General features: G+C 71.8%; 14 protein-coding genes, 1 tRNA gene and 1 pseudogene. 10 read left to right on the top strand and 6 right to left on the bottom strand.

Translation table 11 applies throughout. The annotated features are described in order from the left end of the window. The first annotated feature begins 53 nt into the window (after positions 1–53). Genes BM339_RS20840 through BM339_RS20815 form a run of 6 tightly spaced genes read left to right on the top strand, consistent with a single transcriptional unit; the run spans position 54 to position 8,252 of the window. On the top strand, positions 54–1,481 hold the full coding sequence (locus BM339_RS20840) for an extracellular solute-binding protein (protein WP_075021924.1): 1,428 nt from the start codon (positions 54–56) through the stop codon (positions 1,479–1,481). Next, the gene (locus tag BM339_RS20835; protein ID WP_083597795.1) at positions 1,453–2,397 is read left to right on the top strand and encodes a carbohydrate ABC transporter permease; all 945 of its coding nucleotides are present in this window, start codon (positions 1,453–1,455) and stop codon (positions 2,395–2,397) included. Before BM339_RS20840 ends, BM339_RS20835 begins: the two co-directional genes overlap by 29 nt. Then, entirely contained in the window at positions 2,394–3,221 is an 828-nt protein-coding gene (locus BM339_RS20830) for a carbohydrate ABC transporter permease (RefSeq protein WP_021592832.1), read from the top strand. Before BM339_RS20835 ends, BM339_RS20830 begins: the two co-directional genes overlap by 4 nt. After that, positions 3,221–4,345 (top strand): ABC transporter ATP-binding protein, encoded by a 1,125-nt coding sequence (locus BM339_RS20825; RefSeq protein ID WP_075021923.1) that lies wholly within the window; start codon positions 3,221–3,223, stop codon positions 4,343–4,345. Before BM339_RS20830 ends, BM339_RS20825 begins: the two co-directional genes overlap by 1 nt. Continuing rightward, on the top strand, positions 4,342–5,538 hold the full coding sequence (locus tag BM339_RS20820) for a CehA/McbA family metallohydrolase (protein ID WP_075021922.1): 1,197 nt from the start codon (positions 4,342–4,344) through the stop codon (positions 5,536–5,538). Before BM339_RS20825 ends, BM339_RS20820 begins: the two co-directional genes overlap by 4 nt. Then, complete coding sequence (locus BM339_RS20815; protein WP_083597794.1) at positions 5,529–8,252, top strand: glycoside hydrolase family 38 N-terminal domain-containing protein; 2,724 nt, start codon at positions 5,529–5,531, stop codon at positions 8,250–8,252. Before BM339_RS20820 ends, BM339_RS20815 begins: the two co-directional genes overlap by 10 nt. Here BM339_RS20815 and ppgK read toward each other — a convergent pair. Together ppgK and BM339_RS20805 are read right to left on the bottom strand one after the other, a co-directional pair. Next, positions 8,249–9,079 (bottom strand): polyphosphate--glucose phosphotransferase, encoded by an 831-nt coding sequence (gene ppgK, locus BM339_RS20810; protein ID WP_083597793.1) that lies wholly within the window; start codon positions 9,077–9,079, stop codon positions 8,249–8,251. The genes BM339_RS20815 and ppgK overlap by 4 nt on opposite strands. 28 nt (positions 9,080–9,107) lie before the next feature. Continuing rightward, complete coding sequence (locus BM339_RS20805) at positions 9,108–9,428, bottom strand: DMT family transporter (RefSeq protein WP_021598702.1); 321 nt, start codon at positions 9,426–9,428, stop codon at positions 9,108–9,110. A gap of 108 nt (positions 9,429–9,536) precedes the next feature. Here BM339_RS20805 and BM339_RS20800 point away from each other — a divergent pair, with 108 nt between their 5' ends. Continuing rightward, positions 9,537–10,142, top strand: a complete 606-nt coding sequence (locus BM339_RS20800; RefSeq protein ID WP_075021920.1) for a TetR/AcrR family transcriptional regulator — start codon at positions 9,537–9,539, stop codon at positions 10,140–10,142. 53 nt (positions 10,143–10,195) lie between these two features. After that, positions 10,196–11,599 (top strand): Si-specific NAD(P)(+) transhydrogenase, encoded by a 1,404-nt coding sequence (gene sthA / locus BM339_RS20795; RefSeq protein ID WP_075021919.1) that lies wholly within the window; start codon positions 10,196–10,198, stop codon positions 11,597–11,599. Here the strand turns inward: sthA and BM339_RS20790 are convergent. Beyond that, positions 11,596–12,009, bottom strand: a complete 414-nt coding sequence (locus BM339_RS20790; protein ID WP_024934859.1) for an SsgA family sporulation/cell division regulator — start codon at positions 12,007–12,009, stop codon at positions 11,596–11,598. The two genes, sthA and BM339_RS20790, sit on opposite strands and share 4 nt — an antisense overlap. 276 nt (positions 12,010–12,285) lie before the next feature. On the opposite strand from BM339_RS20790, the gene BM339_RS20785 reads away from it, so the two are divergent. Both BM339_RS20785 and BM339_RS20780 read left to right on the top strand, forming a co-directional pair. Then, the gene (locus tag BM339_RS20785) at positions 12,286–12,711 is read left to right on the top strand and encodes a TIGR02611 family protein (RefSeq protein WP_033331048.1); all 426 of its coding nucleotides are present in this window, start codon (positions 12,286–12,288) and stop codon (positions 12,709–12,711) included. A 75-nt stretch (positions 12,712–12,786) separates the two neighbouring features. Next, positions 12,787–12,858 (top strand) — tRNA-Val (locus BM339_RS20780). An 803-nt stretch (positions 12,859–13,661) separates the two neighbouring features. Here the strand turns inward: BM339_RS20780 and BM339_RS20770 are convergent. From BM339_RS20770 to BM339_RS52655, 3 genes and pseudogenes are all read right to left on the bottom strand, one after another. Continuing rightward, positions 13,662–14,027 (bottom strand): SDR family oxidoreductase, encoded by a 366-nt coding sequence (locus BM339_RS20770; protein WP_177287734.1) that lies wholly within the window; start codon positions 14,025–14,027, stop codon positions 13,662–13,664. Then, positions 13,970–14,644, bottom strand: coding sequence for an AMP-binding enzyme (locus BM339_RS20765; protein WP_083597792.1), 675 nt, complete (start codon positions 14,642–14,644; stop codon positions 13,970–13,972). Before BM339_RS20765 ends, BM339_RS20770 begins: the two co-directional genes overlap by 58 nt. 52 nt (positions 14,645–14,696) lie before the next feature. Beyond that, positions 14,697–14,996, bottom strand: a pseudogene (locus BM339_RS52655) (AMP-binding protein); the annotation flags it as partial. Positions 14,997–15,016 lie beyond the last annotated feature (20 nt).

The following is a 15,016-nucleotide window of genomic DNA, read 5'->3' as shown; positions in this document are numbered from 1 at the left end:
CGTGATCGATTTCTTCGTTCACGTTCGAGGGTGACGCTTGTAGGAGGTCACCCATGGTCTTCTCCAGTAGGGGCTTCTCCAGGAGGCGGATCGGCGCGGCGGCCGCGCTCGTCATGGCGGGCGCGGTGCTCGCCGGGTGCGGCGGCGGCGGATCCCCGACGGATCCCGACCGGGGCAAGGACGCCAAGAGCTTCTCCCTGACCATCACCCGCAACGCGATCGAGGGCGGCAAGAACACCGAAGAGGCCGAGTGGATCACCAGGACGGTGATCCCGGGGTTCGTCGCGGCGCAGAAGGCCAAGGGCATCACCGCGAAGGTGACCTTCCGCGGCCAGGGCGTGGACGACGAGGCCTACAAGACGAAGCTCGCCCTCGACCTGAAGTCCCGGTCGGGCGCCGACATCATGGACATCGACGGCATCTGGGTCGGCGAGTTCGCCCAGGCCGGCTACATCGCGCCGCTGCCGGAGGTCGTGGGCTCCCCGGCGGACGCCTGGGAGGGCTGGACGCAGATCCCTGGATCGGTCCAGAAGCTGGCGATGTTCGATGGCAAGCGCTACGGAGTGCCGCCGCAGACCGACGGACGCCTGATCTTCTTCAACAAGAAGCTGTTCGCGCAGGCCGGGCTGCCGGCCGGCTGGCAGCCGAAGACCTGGCAGGACGTCCTCGCGGCGGGCCGCGCGCTGAAGAAGGTCCCCGGCGTGACCCCCGTCCAGCTGAACGCGGGCACCGCCATGGGCGAGGCGACCAGCATGCAGGGCGCGCTGCCCCTGCTCGCCGGCGCCGGCGCCGAGATCTACGCGGACGGCAAGTGGACGAGCGGCGGCCAGGCCGTCAAGCAGGTCCTCGGCCTGTACGCGCAGATCTACGGCGCCGAGGGACTCGGCGATCCCAAGCTCCAGCAGGAGGCCAAGGGACGCGACAAGTCGTTCGAGGAGTTCGCCGCGGGCAAGATCGGAATCCTGTTCGAGGGCGACTACTTCTGGCGGGACGTCCTCAACCCGAAGACCGGCGTCGCGAAGATGAGGACCCGCGACCAGGACGTCGGCTACGCGCTGATCCCCGCCGTCTCGCCGGGCAAGGGCGTGCGCGGGCAGTCGTTCGTGAGCATGTCGGGCGGATCGGTGACCGTCCTGAACCCGAACACCGAGTACCCGCAGCAGGCGTTCGAGCTGCTGGCGTTCATGAACTCGCCGGAGATGGTGAAGGCGCGGACGGCCGGCACGCCCGAGATCACGTCCCGGACGGACGTCAACACGGAGATTCTCGCGGGCGACCCGTTCCTGAGGTTCGTGTCGGAGAAGGTGCTCCCGGTCACGTCCTACCGCCCGGGTCTCGCCGTGTATCCGCAGGTGTCGACGGCTCTGCAGGAGGCCACCGCCGCCGTGGTGTCGGGCAAGAGCCCGGACCAGGCCGCCGCCGAGTACGCCAGGAAGCTCGAAGGGATCGTCGGTGGCGCCGCCCACGTCGCCCCGCGCTGACGTCACGGTCCCGGCCGCGCCGTCCGCCGGGGACGACGCGGCCGGGCTGGGCAGGGGACGCGCCGCCGCGTTCGTCGCGCCCGCGCTGGTGCTCATCGCGGTGTTCCTTGTCTTCCCGGCGCTCTGGACGCTCTACCTGGGCGCGACCGACTACCGGCTCACCGGCATCGCGGCCAGCGAGCCGCAGGTGACCGGGACCGCCAACTACCGGGAGGCACTCGGCGACGGGGACTTCCACCGGTCGCTCTGGCTGACGCTCCAGTTCGTGCTCGGCTCGGCGGTGATCGGCCAGACCGTCCTCGGGTTCGCGATCGCGTGGGTCATGCGCGACCGGTCAGGCCTGGTCAGGCGGCTGGTCGAGGGCCTGGTCCTGCTCGCGTGGATCCTGCCGTCCTCGGTCATCGCGTTCCTCTGGATCGCGCTGCTCGACCGCGACGGCGGCACCCTCAACGCCCTGTTCGGGACGCCGGGCACGGCGTGGCTGCTCGACCATCCGATGGCGTGCGTCATCGTGTTCAACGTCTGGCGCGGTACCGCGTTCTCGATGATGCTCTACGGCGCGGCGATCGGGACCGTCCCGCCGTCCCATCTGGAGACGGCGCGGCTCGCGGGCGCCTCCACCTGGCAGACGCTGCGGGACGCGGTCCTCCCGCGCATCCGCGGGCACGTCCTGACGAGCCTGCTGCTGATCAGCCTGTGGACGTTCAACGACTTCACCCCGTTCCTGATCACCGCCGGCGGCCCGGACGGGCGCTCGGAGATCATGTCGGTGTACGTGTACCGGACGGCGCTCGGCGACGGCCGGCTCGGCTTCGGCGCCGCCGTCTCGCTGCTGATGATCCTGATCAACCTGGTGATCGCGCTGGTCTACCTGCGGGCCCTGCGCGCCCGCGGGACGAAGGAGGCCGCCGCGTGAACGAGACCGTCCGGGAGGTGCTCCGCAGGCTCGGGCTGGCCACGTTCGTCTCGGCCGTCCTCGGGTTCTTCGCGCTCCCGCTGCTCTGGCTGGCGTTCGCGCCGTTCGACGCGAACCCGGGCATCGCGGCGTCGGTGCCCGAGTTCACCCTGCACAACTTCCAGGTCCTGATGGACAACCCGTACGCGCTGGCCTCGCTGCGCAACTCGGTGCTGCTGGCGGCCGGGACGGCCGCGCTCGTCGTCACGTCCGCGGCGCTCGCCGCGTACGCGCTGAGCCGGGTCCGGGTGCCCGGGCGGGACGTGCTCCTCTACGTCCTGCTCCTGCTGTCGTCCATCATCACCGGCACCGCGGCGATGGTGCCGGTCTTCCTGCTGGCCTTCAACCTGCACCTGATCGACTCGCGGCTGGGCGTGGTCCTGGTGCTGACCGGCGGGCTGCTCCCGGCGGCGATCTTCCTGCTGAAGGACTTCACCGACGCGACGCCCACGTCCTACGAGGAGGCCGCGCGGGTGTTCGGGGCGTCGCCGCTGCAGATCCTGCGGCACGTGGTCGTCCCGGTCATCCGGCCGGGCCTCGCCACCGTCACGGTGTGGACGGTCGCGCAGGTCTGGGGCGACTTCCTGATGCCGTTCCTGCTGCTGCGCGATCCGGACAAGGCGCCCGCCTCGGTGATCATGTACACGTTCTACACCGAGGGCGGCCAGCCGGACCTGGCCTTGATCTCCACCTTCTCGCTGCTGTACTCCCTGCCGGTGGTGCTCATGTACCTGTTCGTGAGCCGCCGGTACGGGTTCCGCTTCCACGGAGGGATCAAGCGCTGATGCCGGGCATCACCATCCAGAAGCTGACGAAGGTCTACCCGGGGGGCGTCCTGGCGCTGGACGCCCTCAACCTCGACGTGGCGGACGGCGAGTTCTTCGCGCTGCTCGGACCGTCCGGCTGCGGCAAGACGACGCTGCTCCGCACCATCGCGGGCCTGGAGGCGGCGACGCGCGGCACGATCGGCATCGGCGACCGGGACGTGACGCGGCTCCAGCCGGGACGGCGCGGCGTCGGCATGGTGTTCCAGGACTACGCGCTGTTCCCGCACATGACCGTCCGGGACAACGTCGCCTACCCGCTGCGGATCGCGAAGATGGGCCGCGCCGAACGGTACCGGCGCGCCGCCGACGCGATCGGGCAGCTCGGCCTGAAGGAGCTGACCCACCGGCGGCCCGGGGAGCTGTCCGGGGGCCAGCAGCAGCGGGTCGCGCTGGCCCGGGCCCTGGTGGCGAACCCGGACGTCCTCCTGCTGGACGAGCCCCTGTCGAACCTGGACGCCCGGCTCCGGCTGGAGGCCCGCACGTTCCTCAAGCGGTTCCAGTACCGGTTCGCCGTCACCACCGTCTTCGTCACGCACGACCAGGCGGAGGCCCTGGCGCTCGCCGACCGGATCGCGGTGATGGAGAAGGGCGTGATCCGGCAGATCGGGACCCCGGCCGAGGTGTTCCGGCGTCCGGCCAACCTCTTCGTGGCCTCGTTCATCGGCTCGACGCCCATGAACCTGCTGCCGGGGACGGTCCGGAACGGGCTCGTCGCCGTCGGCGGCACGGAGCTGCCCCTCCCGGACGAGGCGCGCGGGCTGGTGCGGGACGGGGAGGAGGTCGTGTACGGGGTACGTCCCGAATATATGGATTTCAGCACCGAGCCGGAGGACGCCGCACTCGGCGGGAGGGTCTCCGTCGTGGAGAACCTCGGCGGCTCTTCGCTCGTGACCCTGGACGTGGACGGCGAGTCCGTGCGGGTCGTCGTGGGGGAGGGGTTCGAAACGCGGCCCTACGCCGAGGGGTGGGCGCGTCCCCGTCCCGGGCGCGTCCTGCTCTACCGCGACGGCGAGCTGGTGACGGGCGGCGCCGGGACCGGGCGGGCGGATGCGCCCTTGGCGAAGGACGGGGGAGCCGGATGACCGTGCACCGCGGACGCTGGAGCCTGGAGGACCATCTCGAACAGGGGTTGCGCGCACTCCCTTTCGACGTCCCCTCGGGCACGGCGTCGGTCACGGTCGAACTCTCCCACGACGGCGGTGTCATCGACCTCGGCTGCCATGGCCCCGACGGGTTCCGCGGCTGGTCCGGCGGGGCGCGCCGCCGGTACACGGTGGGTGCGGAGTGGGCGACGCCCGGCTACATCCCTGGGGAGCTCGAACCGGGCACATGGCACGTCTGGCTCGGCCTGCACCGGATACCACCTGACGGCGTTCCCTACGAGGTCACCATCACGACCTCTGGGGCGTCACCGCGGCGGTCGGACGATCCACCACCGCCGCGGCCCGAGCGTCCGCCGCGCCGCGATCTGCCCGCCCCGGACGGGTTCCGGTGGCTCGCGGGCGACCTGCACTCGCACACCGTCCACAGCGACGGCACGCTCACCGTCCACGAGCTGGCGTGCCTCGCCGCGTCCCGCGGGCTGGACTTCCTGGCGGTGACCGACCACAACACCGTCAGCCACCATCCGGAGCTGGCCGCGGCCGGGGCGCACGCGGGCGTCCTGCTGCTGCCGGGCCAGGAGGTCACCACCGACCTCGGGCACGCCAACGTGTTCGGCCCCACCGGCTGGGTCGACTTCCGGCGGCCGAGCGCCGACTGGGCCGCGTTCGCCCGCGCCCGCGGCGGGCTCATGTCGATCAACCACCCGCTCAGCGGCGACTGCGCCTGGCGCCGCCCGCTGCCCGCGGACGACCGGCCGCGGTTCGCCGAGATCTGGCACTCGTCCTGGTGGGACCGGCGCTGGGGCGCCCCGCTGGCCTGGGCCGACGTGTGGCGGCCCGAGGGCGTGGTCCCGCTCGGCGGCAGCGACTTCCACGACCCGGCGCAGCACAAGACCCTCGGCGAGCCCGTCACCTGGGTCCTGGCCGAGGGCGAGGACGTGCTGGGCGGGCTCGCGGCCGGCCGGACGTCGGTGTCCGCCGCGCCGGACGCGCCCGTCCTGCTGCGCGACGGCGGGGAGCTGGTCGCGATCGGCGCGGACGGGACCGTGCTCGTCCGCCCGGACGGGCGGCGCGCCGCCGTCCGCGGCGACCGCGTCCGGGTCCCCGCGGACCATCCGGGCATGCACCGCCTGGAGACCCACGAGAACGAGGTGATCGCACTGTGCGGGTAGGCAGGCCGGAAGAGCGTCCCGAGATCGTCGTCGTCCCCCACACCCACTGGGACCGCGAGTGGTACCTGCCGTTCCAGCGGTTCCGGCTCCGGCTGGTGTCGCTGCTCGACGGCGTCATCGACGGGATGGAGGCCGATCCCCGCTGGCACTTCACGCTGGACGGGCAGATGGCGGCGGTGGACGACTACCTGGACATCCGCCCCGAACGGCGGGAGCGGCTGGCCGCGCTCGTCCGGGAGGGCCGGCTCGCCGTCGGGCCCTGGCAGATCCTGCACGACGAGTTCCTGTGCTCGGGGGAGAACATCGTCCGGAACCTGGAGCTCGGCATGCGGCGCGCGGAGGAGCTGGGCGCAGCCATGATGGTCGGCTACCTGCCCGACCAGTTCGGGCACTGCGCGCAGACGCCGCAGATCCTGCGGCTCGCGGGGATCGAGCACGCGTGCCTGTGGCGCGGCGTCCCCGACCGGGTCCGGACCCGCGCGTTCGCCTGGGAGGCCCCGGACGGGACGGCGATCCGCACCCAGTACCTCCCCGAGGGCGGCTACGGGAACGCCGCGTCCATGTTCGAGGAGTTCGGGAACGGTGCCTCGCTGCTTCCGGGGCGCGCCGCCGGCTTCGCCGAGTCGATGGGCCGCTGGTACCCCGACGGAGGCCCGCTGCTGGCCATGTACGGGGCCGATCACACCGCGCCCGCCCCCGACCTCGCCGACCGGGTCGCCTCCGCCGGGCTCGGCATGCGGCTGGACACCCTCGCCGGCTACTTCGCGGGGGAGGATCCGTCCGTCGACGGCCTCCCGCGCATCCGGGGCGAGCTGCGGTCGCACGCCCGCGCGAACATCCTGCCCGGCGTGCTCTCCGCACGCGTCCGGCTCAAGCAGATGATGGGACGCGCCGAGCGCCTCGTGGAGCGGTACGCCGAGCCGCTCGCCGCGCTCTGGTACTCCGGGGACGCGCAGCGCTTCCTCGACCTGGCCTGGCGGCGCCTCATCGAGGCGAGCTGCCACGACTCGGTCACCGGCTGCGGCAGCGACGAGACCGCCGAGCAGGTCGCCGCGCACATGGCCGAGGCCGAGCAGCTCGGGCGGGCCGTCTGCGACCTCGTCACCGCCGAGCGGGCCGCCGCGGTGCCGCTCGGCTCCCACCTGGTGTTCAACCCCACCCCGGCCGCCCGGACGGGCCTGGTCGTCCTGGACGTCCCGTGCGACGGGGAACCCGGGCTGGTGAGCGGCGACGGGCGGCCGGTGCCCGTCCAGACGCTCGACGTCGCGCCGACCGTCCTGGACGACGCCGTCCACCCCGCCTCCGCGCTGCCGATCCTGCTGGAGCGGGTGTACGGGCGGGTGCTGTTCGGGCAGGAGATCCGCGACTGGTCGGTGTCCCGGGAGGACCGCACGCTCACCTTCCACGTGACGGCGCGCGCCGGCGTCCCGTTCGACATCGGCGACGTCCGGGAGGCGCTGCGCGGCGCGGACGGGGAGTGGCGCGTCCGGATCCTGGCGGACCCGCGCCGCACCGTCGCCGCACTCGTCGACGTGCCCGCGCTGGGGCTGACCACCGTCCGGCCGGTTCCCCCGGCGGGGCCCGCGGAAGGGCCGGTGCGGGCCGAGGGGAACATCCTCGACAACGGCCTTCTGCGCGCCGAAGTGCGCGACGACGGCAACCTCGTGCTGCGCACGCCGTCCGGCCACGTCGTCGAGGGCGTCGGGCGGATCGTGGACGGCGGCGACCTCGGCGACTCCTACAACCACGCTCCGCCCGCCGCCGACACGATTATCGGCGACCCGGGCACCGTCGCCGTCCGCCCGGTCTCCGAGGGACCGCTCGTCGCCGCGCTCGACATCGTCCGGACGTACAGCTGGCCCGCCTCCGGCGACGTGCCGGGCGACGCCCGCTCCGAGGCCACGGAGGACGTCACCGTCACCACCCGGGCCGAGCTGCGCGCGGGCGAGCCGTTCCTGCGGCTCCGCGTCACGTTCGACAACCGCTGCGACGACCATCGCGTCCGGCTGCACCTGCCCCTGCCGCGCCAGGCGGACACGTCCTTCGCCGAAGGGCAGTTCGCGATCACCGAGCGGGGGCTGACGGCCGAGGGCGGGTTCGGGGAGCGGCCCGTGCCGACGTTCCCCGCGTCCGGGTTCGTCGCCGCGGGCGGCCTCGCCGTCCTGCTGGAGCACGCCACCGAGTACGAGGTCACCGGCGGCGGGCGCGAGATGGCCCTCACCCTGCTGCGCTCCATCGGCTACCTGTCCCGGGACCGCAACGCCTACCGCGACCAGCCGGCCGGGCCGCAGCTCCCGACCCCCGGGGCGCAGTGCCGGGGCGAGCGGACGGTCGGCCTGGCGGTCATGCCCTACACCGGCGAACGGCCCGGCGCCGATGTGCTCCGGGCGGCCGAGACCCACCGCCACGACCTGCTCACCGCCCCCGGTTACGGCCACGCCACCGCGCCCGCCCCGGCCTCCCGGGAAGGGATCGCGATCACGGGCGACGGTGTCGTCATGACCTCGCTCCGCACCCGCGACGGCTGGATCGAGACGCGCATGGTCGCCCAGTGCGCGGAGCCCACCACCGCCGTCCTGCACGGGGACTTCACCGAGGGCACCCGCGTCGACCTGCGCGGACGGCCCGGCGTCCCGCTCGACGTGCACGACGGGACGGCCGCCCTGGCGCTGCGGCCCTGGGAGATCGCGACCGTCCGGCTCCGGGCGTCCTAGCGCGCGGCCTTCGCCGTCCCGCGCCGCCGCTGCGCACCGGTGCCGCCGACCGCCCGCACCCGGGCCGGGGCGGTCTCCGCCGGGTGCGCGGCGGCGGCCGCCATGGCCGCGCCGACGATGCCGGCGTTGTTCACCAGCCGCGCCGGGACGATCTCCGCCCGGACGCCCTCGATCAGCGGCACGAAGTGCTCCGACCGCCGGCTCACCCCACCGCCCACGATGATCAGGGAGGGGGAGATCAGCGCCTCCAGGTGGCGCATGTACGTGCCGAGCCGCCTCGCCCACTGCTCCCAGCTGAGACCGCGGTCGGTGCGCGCCTTCGCCGACGCGCGGACCTCGGCGTCCTTCCCCTTGATCTGGATGTGCCCGAACTCGGTGTTCGGGACGAGGACGCCGTCGGTGAACAGCGCGCTGCCGATGCCCGTCCCCAGCGTGAGCAGGACGACGGTGCCGCTCCTGCCGCGTCCGGCGCCGAGCCGCATCTCCGCGATGCCCGCCGCGTCCGCGTCGTTGAGCAGCGTGATCTCCCGCCCGGTCGCCTTCGCGATCAGCGACGCCGCGTCCAGCCCGATCCAGCGCTTGGACACGTTCGCCGCCGACAGCGCCACGCCGTCGATCACCACGCCGGGATAGGTGACGCCGACGGGACCGTCCCACCCGAAATGGTCCACGATCTCGGCGAGGACCTTCGCGACAGGCTTCGGCCTGGACGGCTGCGGCGTCGCCATCCGGAACCGCTCCCGGGTGAACTCGCCGGTCGACAGGTCCACCGGCGCGCCCTTGATCCCCGACCCGCCGATGTCGATCCCCAGCATCTCCCTTGCCATGCCTCCACTGTGCCCGATCCCCGCCGGGCTAAGAGCCCTCCGTGAGCTGGAGGCCGGCCACGCCGACCAGGATGAGGGCGAGGAACAGCAGCCGGGCGGGCGCCGTGCTCTCCCCGAACGCGACCATGCCGACGGCCGCCACGCCGGCCGCTCCCAGCCCGACGAAGACCGCGTAGGCGGTGCCGACCGGCAGGGTCCGCAGGGACACCGACAGCACGACGACGCTGAGCAGCGCCACCGAGAGCCCGATCACGGTCGGCCACAGCCTCGTCATGCCGTCCGATTCCTTCAGGGCCGCCGCCCACACCAGCTCCATCATCCCGGCGACCAGCAAGAACACCCACGCCATCCCGTCCTCCGGGCGCTAATAGGAGAAGTTTCCGCTTAGTGAGGTTAACTGGAGAAATCTCCGGATACAACTCCGTTACGCTGCCGTACTGTGCCGAGAGGGGACGCGATGAGACAGCTGCCCGTCGTCGGCAGCCCGCCCGCCGAGCGCGCGGACGCCGCGCTCAACCGGCGCCGCATCCTGCGCGCCGCCGCCCGCCTCATCGAGGCCCGCGGGCCCGAGGCGGTCTCCATGGACGAGGTGGCGCGCGAGGCCGGCGTCGGCGTCGGCACCGTGTACCGGCGCTTCGGCGACCGGGCCCGCCTCGTCTACGCCGTGATCGACGACCGCGAGCGCGACTTCCAGACCGCCTTCCTGCACGGCCCGCCGCCGCTCGGCCCCGGCGCGGCCCCCGCCGACCGCCTCCGCGCCTTCCTGCACGCGCTGGCCGACCGCACCGACGCCCAGGCCGACCTGCTGGCGATGGCCGAGTCCGACCCGCCCGACGCCCGGTTCCGGGACGGCTCCTACGCCCTCTACCACATGCACCTGGCGATGCTCATCGGGCGGATCCGCCCCGCCGCCGACGCCGCCTACCTCGCCGACGCGCTCCTCGCCCCGCTGGCCGCGAACCTCTTCCTGTACCAGCGCCGCACGCGCGGCATGCCCCTCGACCGCGTCAAGGCCGGCCTGGACGCGCTCGCCACGGGCCTCCTCACGCCGGACGATTCCTGATCTGTCGGGCGAAACCCTTTATCGAAACGGCGGCGGGCCGTCAGACTGAGGGAGTGACTGACTTCGATCTTCTCGTGCTCGGGTCGGGACCCGGCGGGCAGCGCGCGGCCATCGCCGCCGCCAAGCTCGGCCGCAAGGTCGGCATCGTGGACCGCCGCGACATGATCGGCGGCGTCTGCATCAACACCGGGACGATCCCGTCCAAGACCATGCGCGAGGCCGTGCTGTACCTCACCGGCCTCAACCAGCGCGAGCTCTACGGGCAGAGCTACCGGGTCAAGGACGAGATCACGGTCGCCGACCTCGGCATGCGCACCCAGCACGTCATCGGCCGGGAGACCGACGTCGTCCGCAGCCAGCTCGCCCGCAACCACGTCTCGGTCATGCCCGGCACGGGACGCTTCCTGGAGCCCCACACCATCGGCATCACGGGCGCCGGCGACCGCGAGCAGAAGGTCACCGCCGACCGCATCGTGATCGCCACCGGCACCCGCCCGGCCCGCCCCGACACCGTCGACTTCGACGACCGGACGATCATCGACTCCGACGGCATCATCAACATGGACCGCATCCCGGAGACCATGGTCGTCGTCGGCGCAGGCGTGATCGGCATCGAGTACGCCTCGATGTTCGCCGCCCTCGGCACCAAGGTCACCGTGGTCGAGCGGCGCGAGCGGATGCTGGACTTCTGCGACCTGGAGATCGTCGAGGCGCTCAAGTACCACCTGCGCGACCTCGCCGTCACCTTCCGGTTCCGGGAGAGCGTCGCGTCCGTCGAGCGGATGGCGCACGGCGCGATCACCGTCCTGGGGAGCGGCAAGCGCATCCCCGCCGACACCGTCATGTACTCGGCCGGGCGGCACGGCATGACCGGCGACCTGAGCCTGGACGCGGCCGGCCTCGCCGCGGACCGCCGCGGCCGGATCAAGGTCGACGACGACTACCGCACCGAGGTCCCGCACATCTACGCGGTCGGGGACGTGATCGGCTTCCCGTCCCTGGCGGCCACCTCGATGGAGCAGGGCCGCCTCGCCGCCCACCACGCGTGCGGCGAGCCCGTCTCGGAGATCCACGAGACGCAGCCGATCGGCATCTACACCATCCCCGAGATCAGCTTCGTCGGCCGCACCGAGGACGAGCTGACCGAGGCCAAGGTCCCCTTCGAGGTGGGCGTCTCCCGCTACCGCGAGCTCGCCCGCGGCCAGATCATCGGGGACTCCTACGGAATGCTGAAGCTCCTCGTCTCACCCGACGACCGCCGCCTCCTCGGCGTCCACGTCTTCGGCACCGGCGCCACCGAGCTCGTCCACATCGGCCAGACGGTCATGGGCTGCGGAGGCACCATCGACTACTTGGTCAACGCCGTCTTCAACTACCCCACCCTCGCCGAGTCCTACAAGGTCGCCGCCCTGGACGCGATGAACAAGATGCGCCACATCGCCCGCCTGTCCGGCTAGGACGGCCAGAGCAGGTTCTCCAGCTCGGCGTCGATGTCGATGAACTCGGTCTCTTCCCCCGCCGGCACCGCCTGGTACGTCCGGTGGAGGAAATCCGCCAGCGGCGACAACGGCACCTCGAACAACGCGTCGCCGAACGGCGACGACAGCGCGATGTTGAGCGAACCCTCGTCATCGGCCGGCCAGACCTCGACGTCCCCGTCCCCGACCTTGCGCACGATGCCGACCGTGAGGAGCTCCCGGGCGAAGATCCACTCCACCGGCTCGTCGTCGCCCACGTAGAAGGCCATGCGGATCGCGTACGGGTCGTCGGCCGCGTACTCCAGCCCCGCGAGCAGAGGAACGGTCGTGCGGTCGGGGACGACGAGACGAAGGCCCAGCTCTGCTGAGACGGTCGTACTGCTGTTCATGGCCATTCCCTCTTACGTCGGTCCCGCGGACTCGCGGGTACGCCGATGAGTGGTTCTCCCTCTCACGGACATCCCCGCGATCTATGACGCCTAACTGCCTGATCTCAGCCGAACATTCCGGCGTCCCCGGCGTTTGTGATCCATCTCACCGTAGCAAAACCCGCGTCTGACCTGGGCAAAAGCGGATCTTTCGCACACGCCCCCCGCCCCCCGACGCCCGTCCCGCACGCGCTTTGGGGCTCCCCACGCCCCCTTCGGCTCCCGTAAGGTAAAGCCGTGGCAATAGATCATGAAATGGAGGCCCCGCCGGAGGAGCCGGGCCTGTTCCACCGCTTCCGGGAGCGCGTCCGGCGCAACCCGCTCCTGAACACCGCCTGGCGCGCCGGCGTCTTCGCCGTCGGCGCCGCCGTCCTCGCCGGCGGCCTGGTGATGATGGTCACCCCCGGCCCCGGCCTCCTCGGCATCGTCATCGGCCTCGCCATCCTCGCCACCGAGTTCGCGTGGGCCCAGCGCGCCCTCCACCGCGCCAAGACCGCCGCGGACCGCGCCAAGGAAAAGGCCCTCGACCCCCGCACCCGCCGCCGCAACACCATCCTCGGCGCCCTGGGCGCCGCCCTGGCCGCCGGCGCCCTGGCCGCCTACCTGGTCGTCTACGGCCTGACCCTCCCCTGGAACATCGAAGACCCCACCTTCTGGACCTGACCCCCCACCAAACCGATGCGCATCCGCTCCCCAACATGCGCTAGAGTTTTCGACGTCGGCCCGCCGCGGCCGCCAGGGCGATTAGCTCAGTGGGAGAGCGCTTCGTTCACACCGAAGAGGCCACTGGTTCGAACCCAGTATCGCCCACCCTTCCTACACAGGCCCTCCCGCACATCAGCGGCAGGGCCTGAGTGATCAACTGGCAGGACTGTGGGAGATCAGCACCCTCCCACACAAACGGGACCACAAGAACGCCCCACTCTTGCTCACTCTTCGTAGTCATGCAGCGGGGGCGGGACGCCGCCTCATCCCACCCCCCTGACATGACGGGCCGCCAGGCGCTCAAGATCGAGACCGGGACTGAACCCGCCTCTGAGCGCCCTCCAGGAGTCCATTGAGTATGGGAACCGGCGAGTTCCCACTGAGTCGGAGCCGTTCCTGCAGCGAGGTTTCCCAGCGCTTCTGGAGTTTGGCCTTGAGTTCGTCTCGCATGGTGTCCGAGACGTGGGAGTACACGCCGCGGATGCCGGGCACGGTGTGCCCCAGCCGTTCGGCCTGGAGCACCTCCGGAATGGCATCCTCCAGCATCCAGGTCTTGTGACTATGCCGCAGCCCGTGCGGAGTGAGCCCCTCGATGAGCGGCAACCACACCGTCTTCAGTCACCACCCGGATCCCCCCAGGCAGCTGGAACGGCTGCCCGGGGACGGCATCGGGCCATGGTGGAAACGGCATCCCCGGCCATACCGTCGTGTCCGCTGGACGCGCTTTCCGGTTTGCCGAGTGCTTTTGGGTATCGGCCGTCGGCTGCCGGTTGGAAGACCCGCCGGGCGTAGTGGGAACGGCGGTGATGCGCGCCCTCCGAGCTGAGGAACAGGTACTGTCCGCGCCCACCGCACGCAGGCGTCCGTCCTGGGCAGGCGCACCGGCCGCGCGTGGTCGGGCGTCGGCGTCAGCGCGTTGAAGCGTTGAGTGTTGCCGCGACGGCCTCGTTAAAGGTCGAGGAGCCCACGAGCCCCTGCCCGCCGTCCACGACGACGTGGGCGCCGGTGACGAAGCCGCCGAGCGGTGACGCGAGCACCGAGGCCATCACGCCGATCTCCTCGGCACCGTAGCGGCCGAGGGGGATCATCTTGAGCCAGGTGTCCTTGTCGGCGGCCTGTTCGAGGCGGCGCATCCCCTCGGTGCCAGCGATCGGCCCAGGGGCGATGGAGTTGCAGCGGATGCCGTAGCGGCTCCACTCGAGGGCGAGGTTTCGCATCAGGTGGTCGACACCGGCCTTCGCGGCGCCGACATGCGCCTGGTACGCGAAGGGCACGGACGCCTGCGCTTCGAGTACTCGCCGACATTGGTCTTGGGGATTTCTTCGACGAAGACGATGCGGTCCGGGATCTTCCATCTGGGCAGCGACGCGCCGAGGAAATTGCTCAGCTCGGCGGCGTCCGCGGTGGCCCCGGGCTTGAGCACGACACACGCCAGCGGCCGCTCCGACCATTTGGCCGACGCCACGCCGATCACTGCGGCCTCCGAGATCTGCGGATGCGTGAGGAGCTCGTTCTCGATCTCCGCCGAGCCGATCCACTCGCCGCCGGACTTGATCATGTCCTTGGCGCGGTCGACGAGCCAGAGCCGCCCGTCCGGGTCGATCTTGGCCACGTCGCCCGTGCGAAGCCAGCCGTCGGGGGTGAACCCGTCGCGGCCCCGGGGGTCGTTGTAGTACCCGGCCGTCACCCAGGGGCCCCGGCACTGCAGCTCGCCGGTGCTCTCCCCGTCCCAGGGGAGCACTTTCCCGGCGTCGTCGGCGACGCGCACCTCGATGCCGAACATCGTGCGCCCCGCCGACGTGCGCAGCTGCGCCCGCTCCTCCTCGGAGCGAGTCCGCTCTTCGCGGCGCAGTGTGCTCACTGGCCCGCTCGCGGAGGTCTCGGTCCTCACCGATCCCGATCGAGTCCCTCGCCATCGGGGACATCTGCTGGAGGAAGATCGACCGGTGGCTGTACACCACGGCCTTCGGGTTTCCGGTGGTTCCGCTGGTGTAGCAGACCGCCGCCGCGTGCCTTTCGTCCACTATGGACAATTCTCCGGCAGATGCCGCGTCCAGCAACGAGTCGTACGCGTGGACGTCGATCCAGCCCAGGTCACCGATACCCGGGTCGCCCGGCTGGGGCCCGTCCCCGTCGAAGAGCACGAGGTGCTTGACGCTGGAAGCCAACGCCAGCGCCGGGAGCAGGCGAGACAGCAGGGCACGGTCGGCGAAGACGGGACCGGACTCGTCGCCCCACAGCACCTTCTCGCCAGGGTCGTACC

It is taken from the genome of Actinomadura madurae (assembly GCF_900115095.1).
Taxonomy (GTDB): Bacteria; Actinomycetota; Actinomycetes; order Streptosporangiales; family Streptosporangiaceae; genus Spirillospora; species Spirillospora madurae.
Note: the sequence above shows the minus strand (reverse complement) of the source record. Positions and strands in the feature narration are given on the sequence as shown.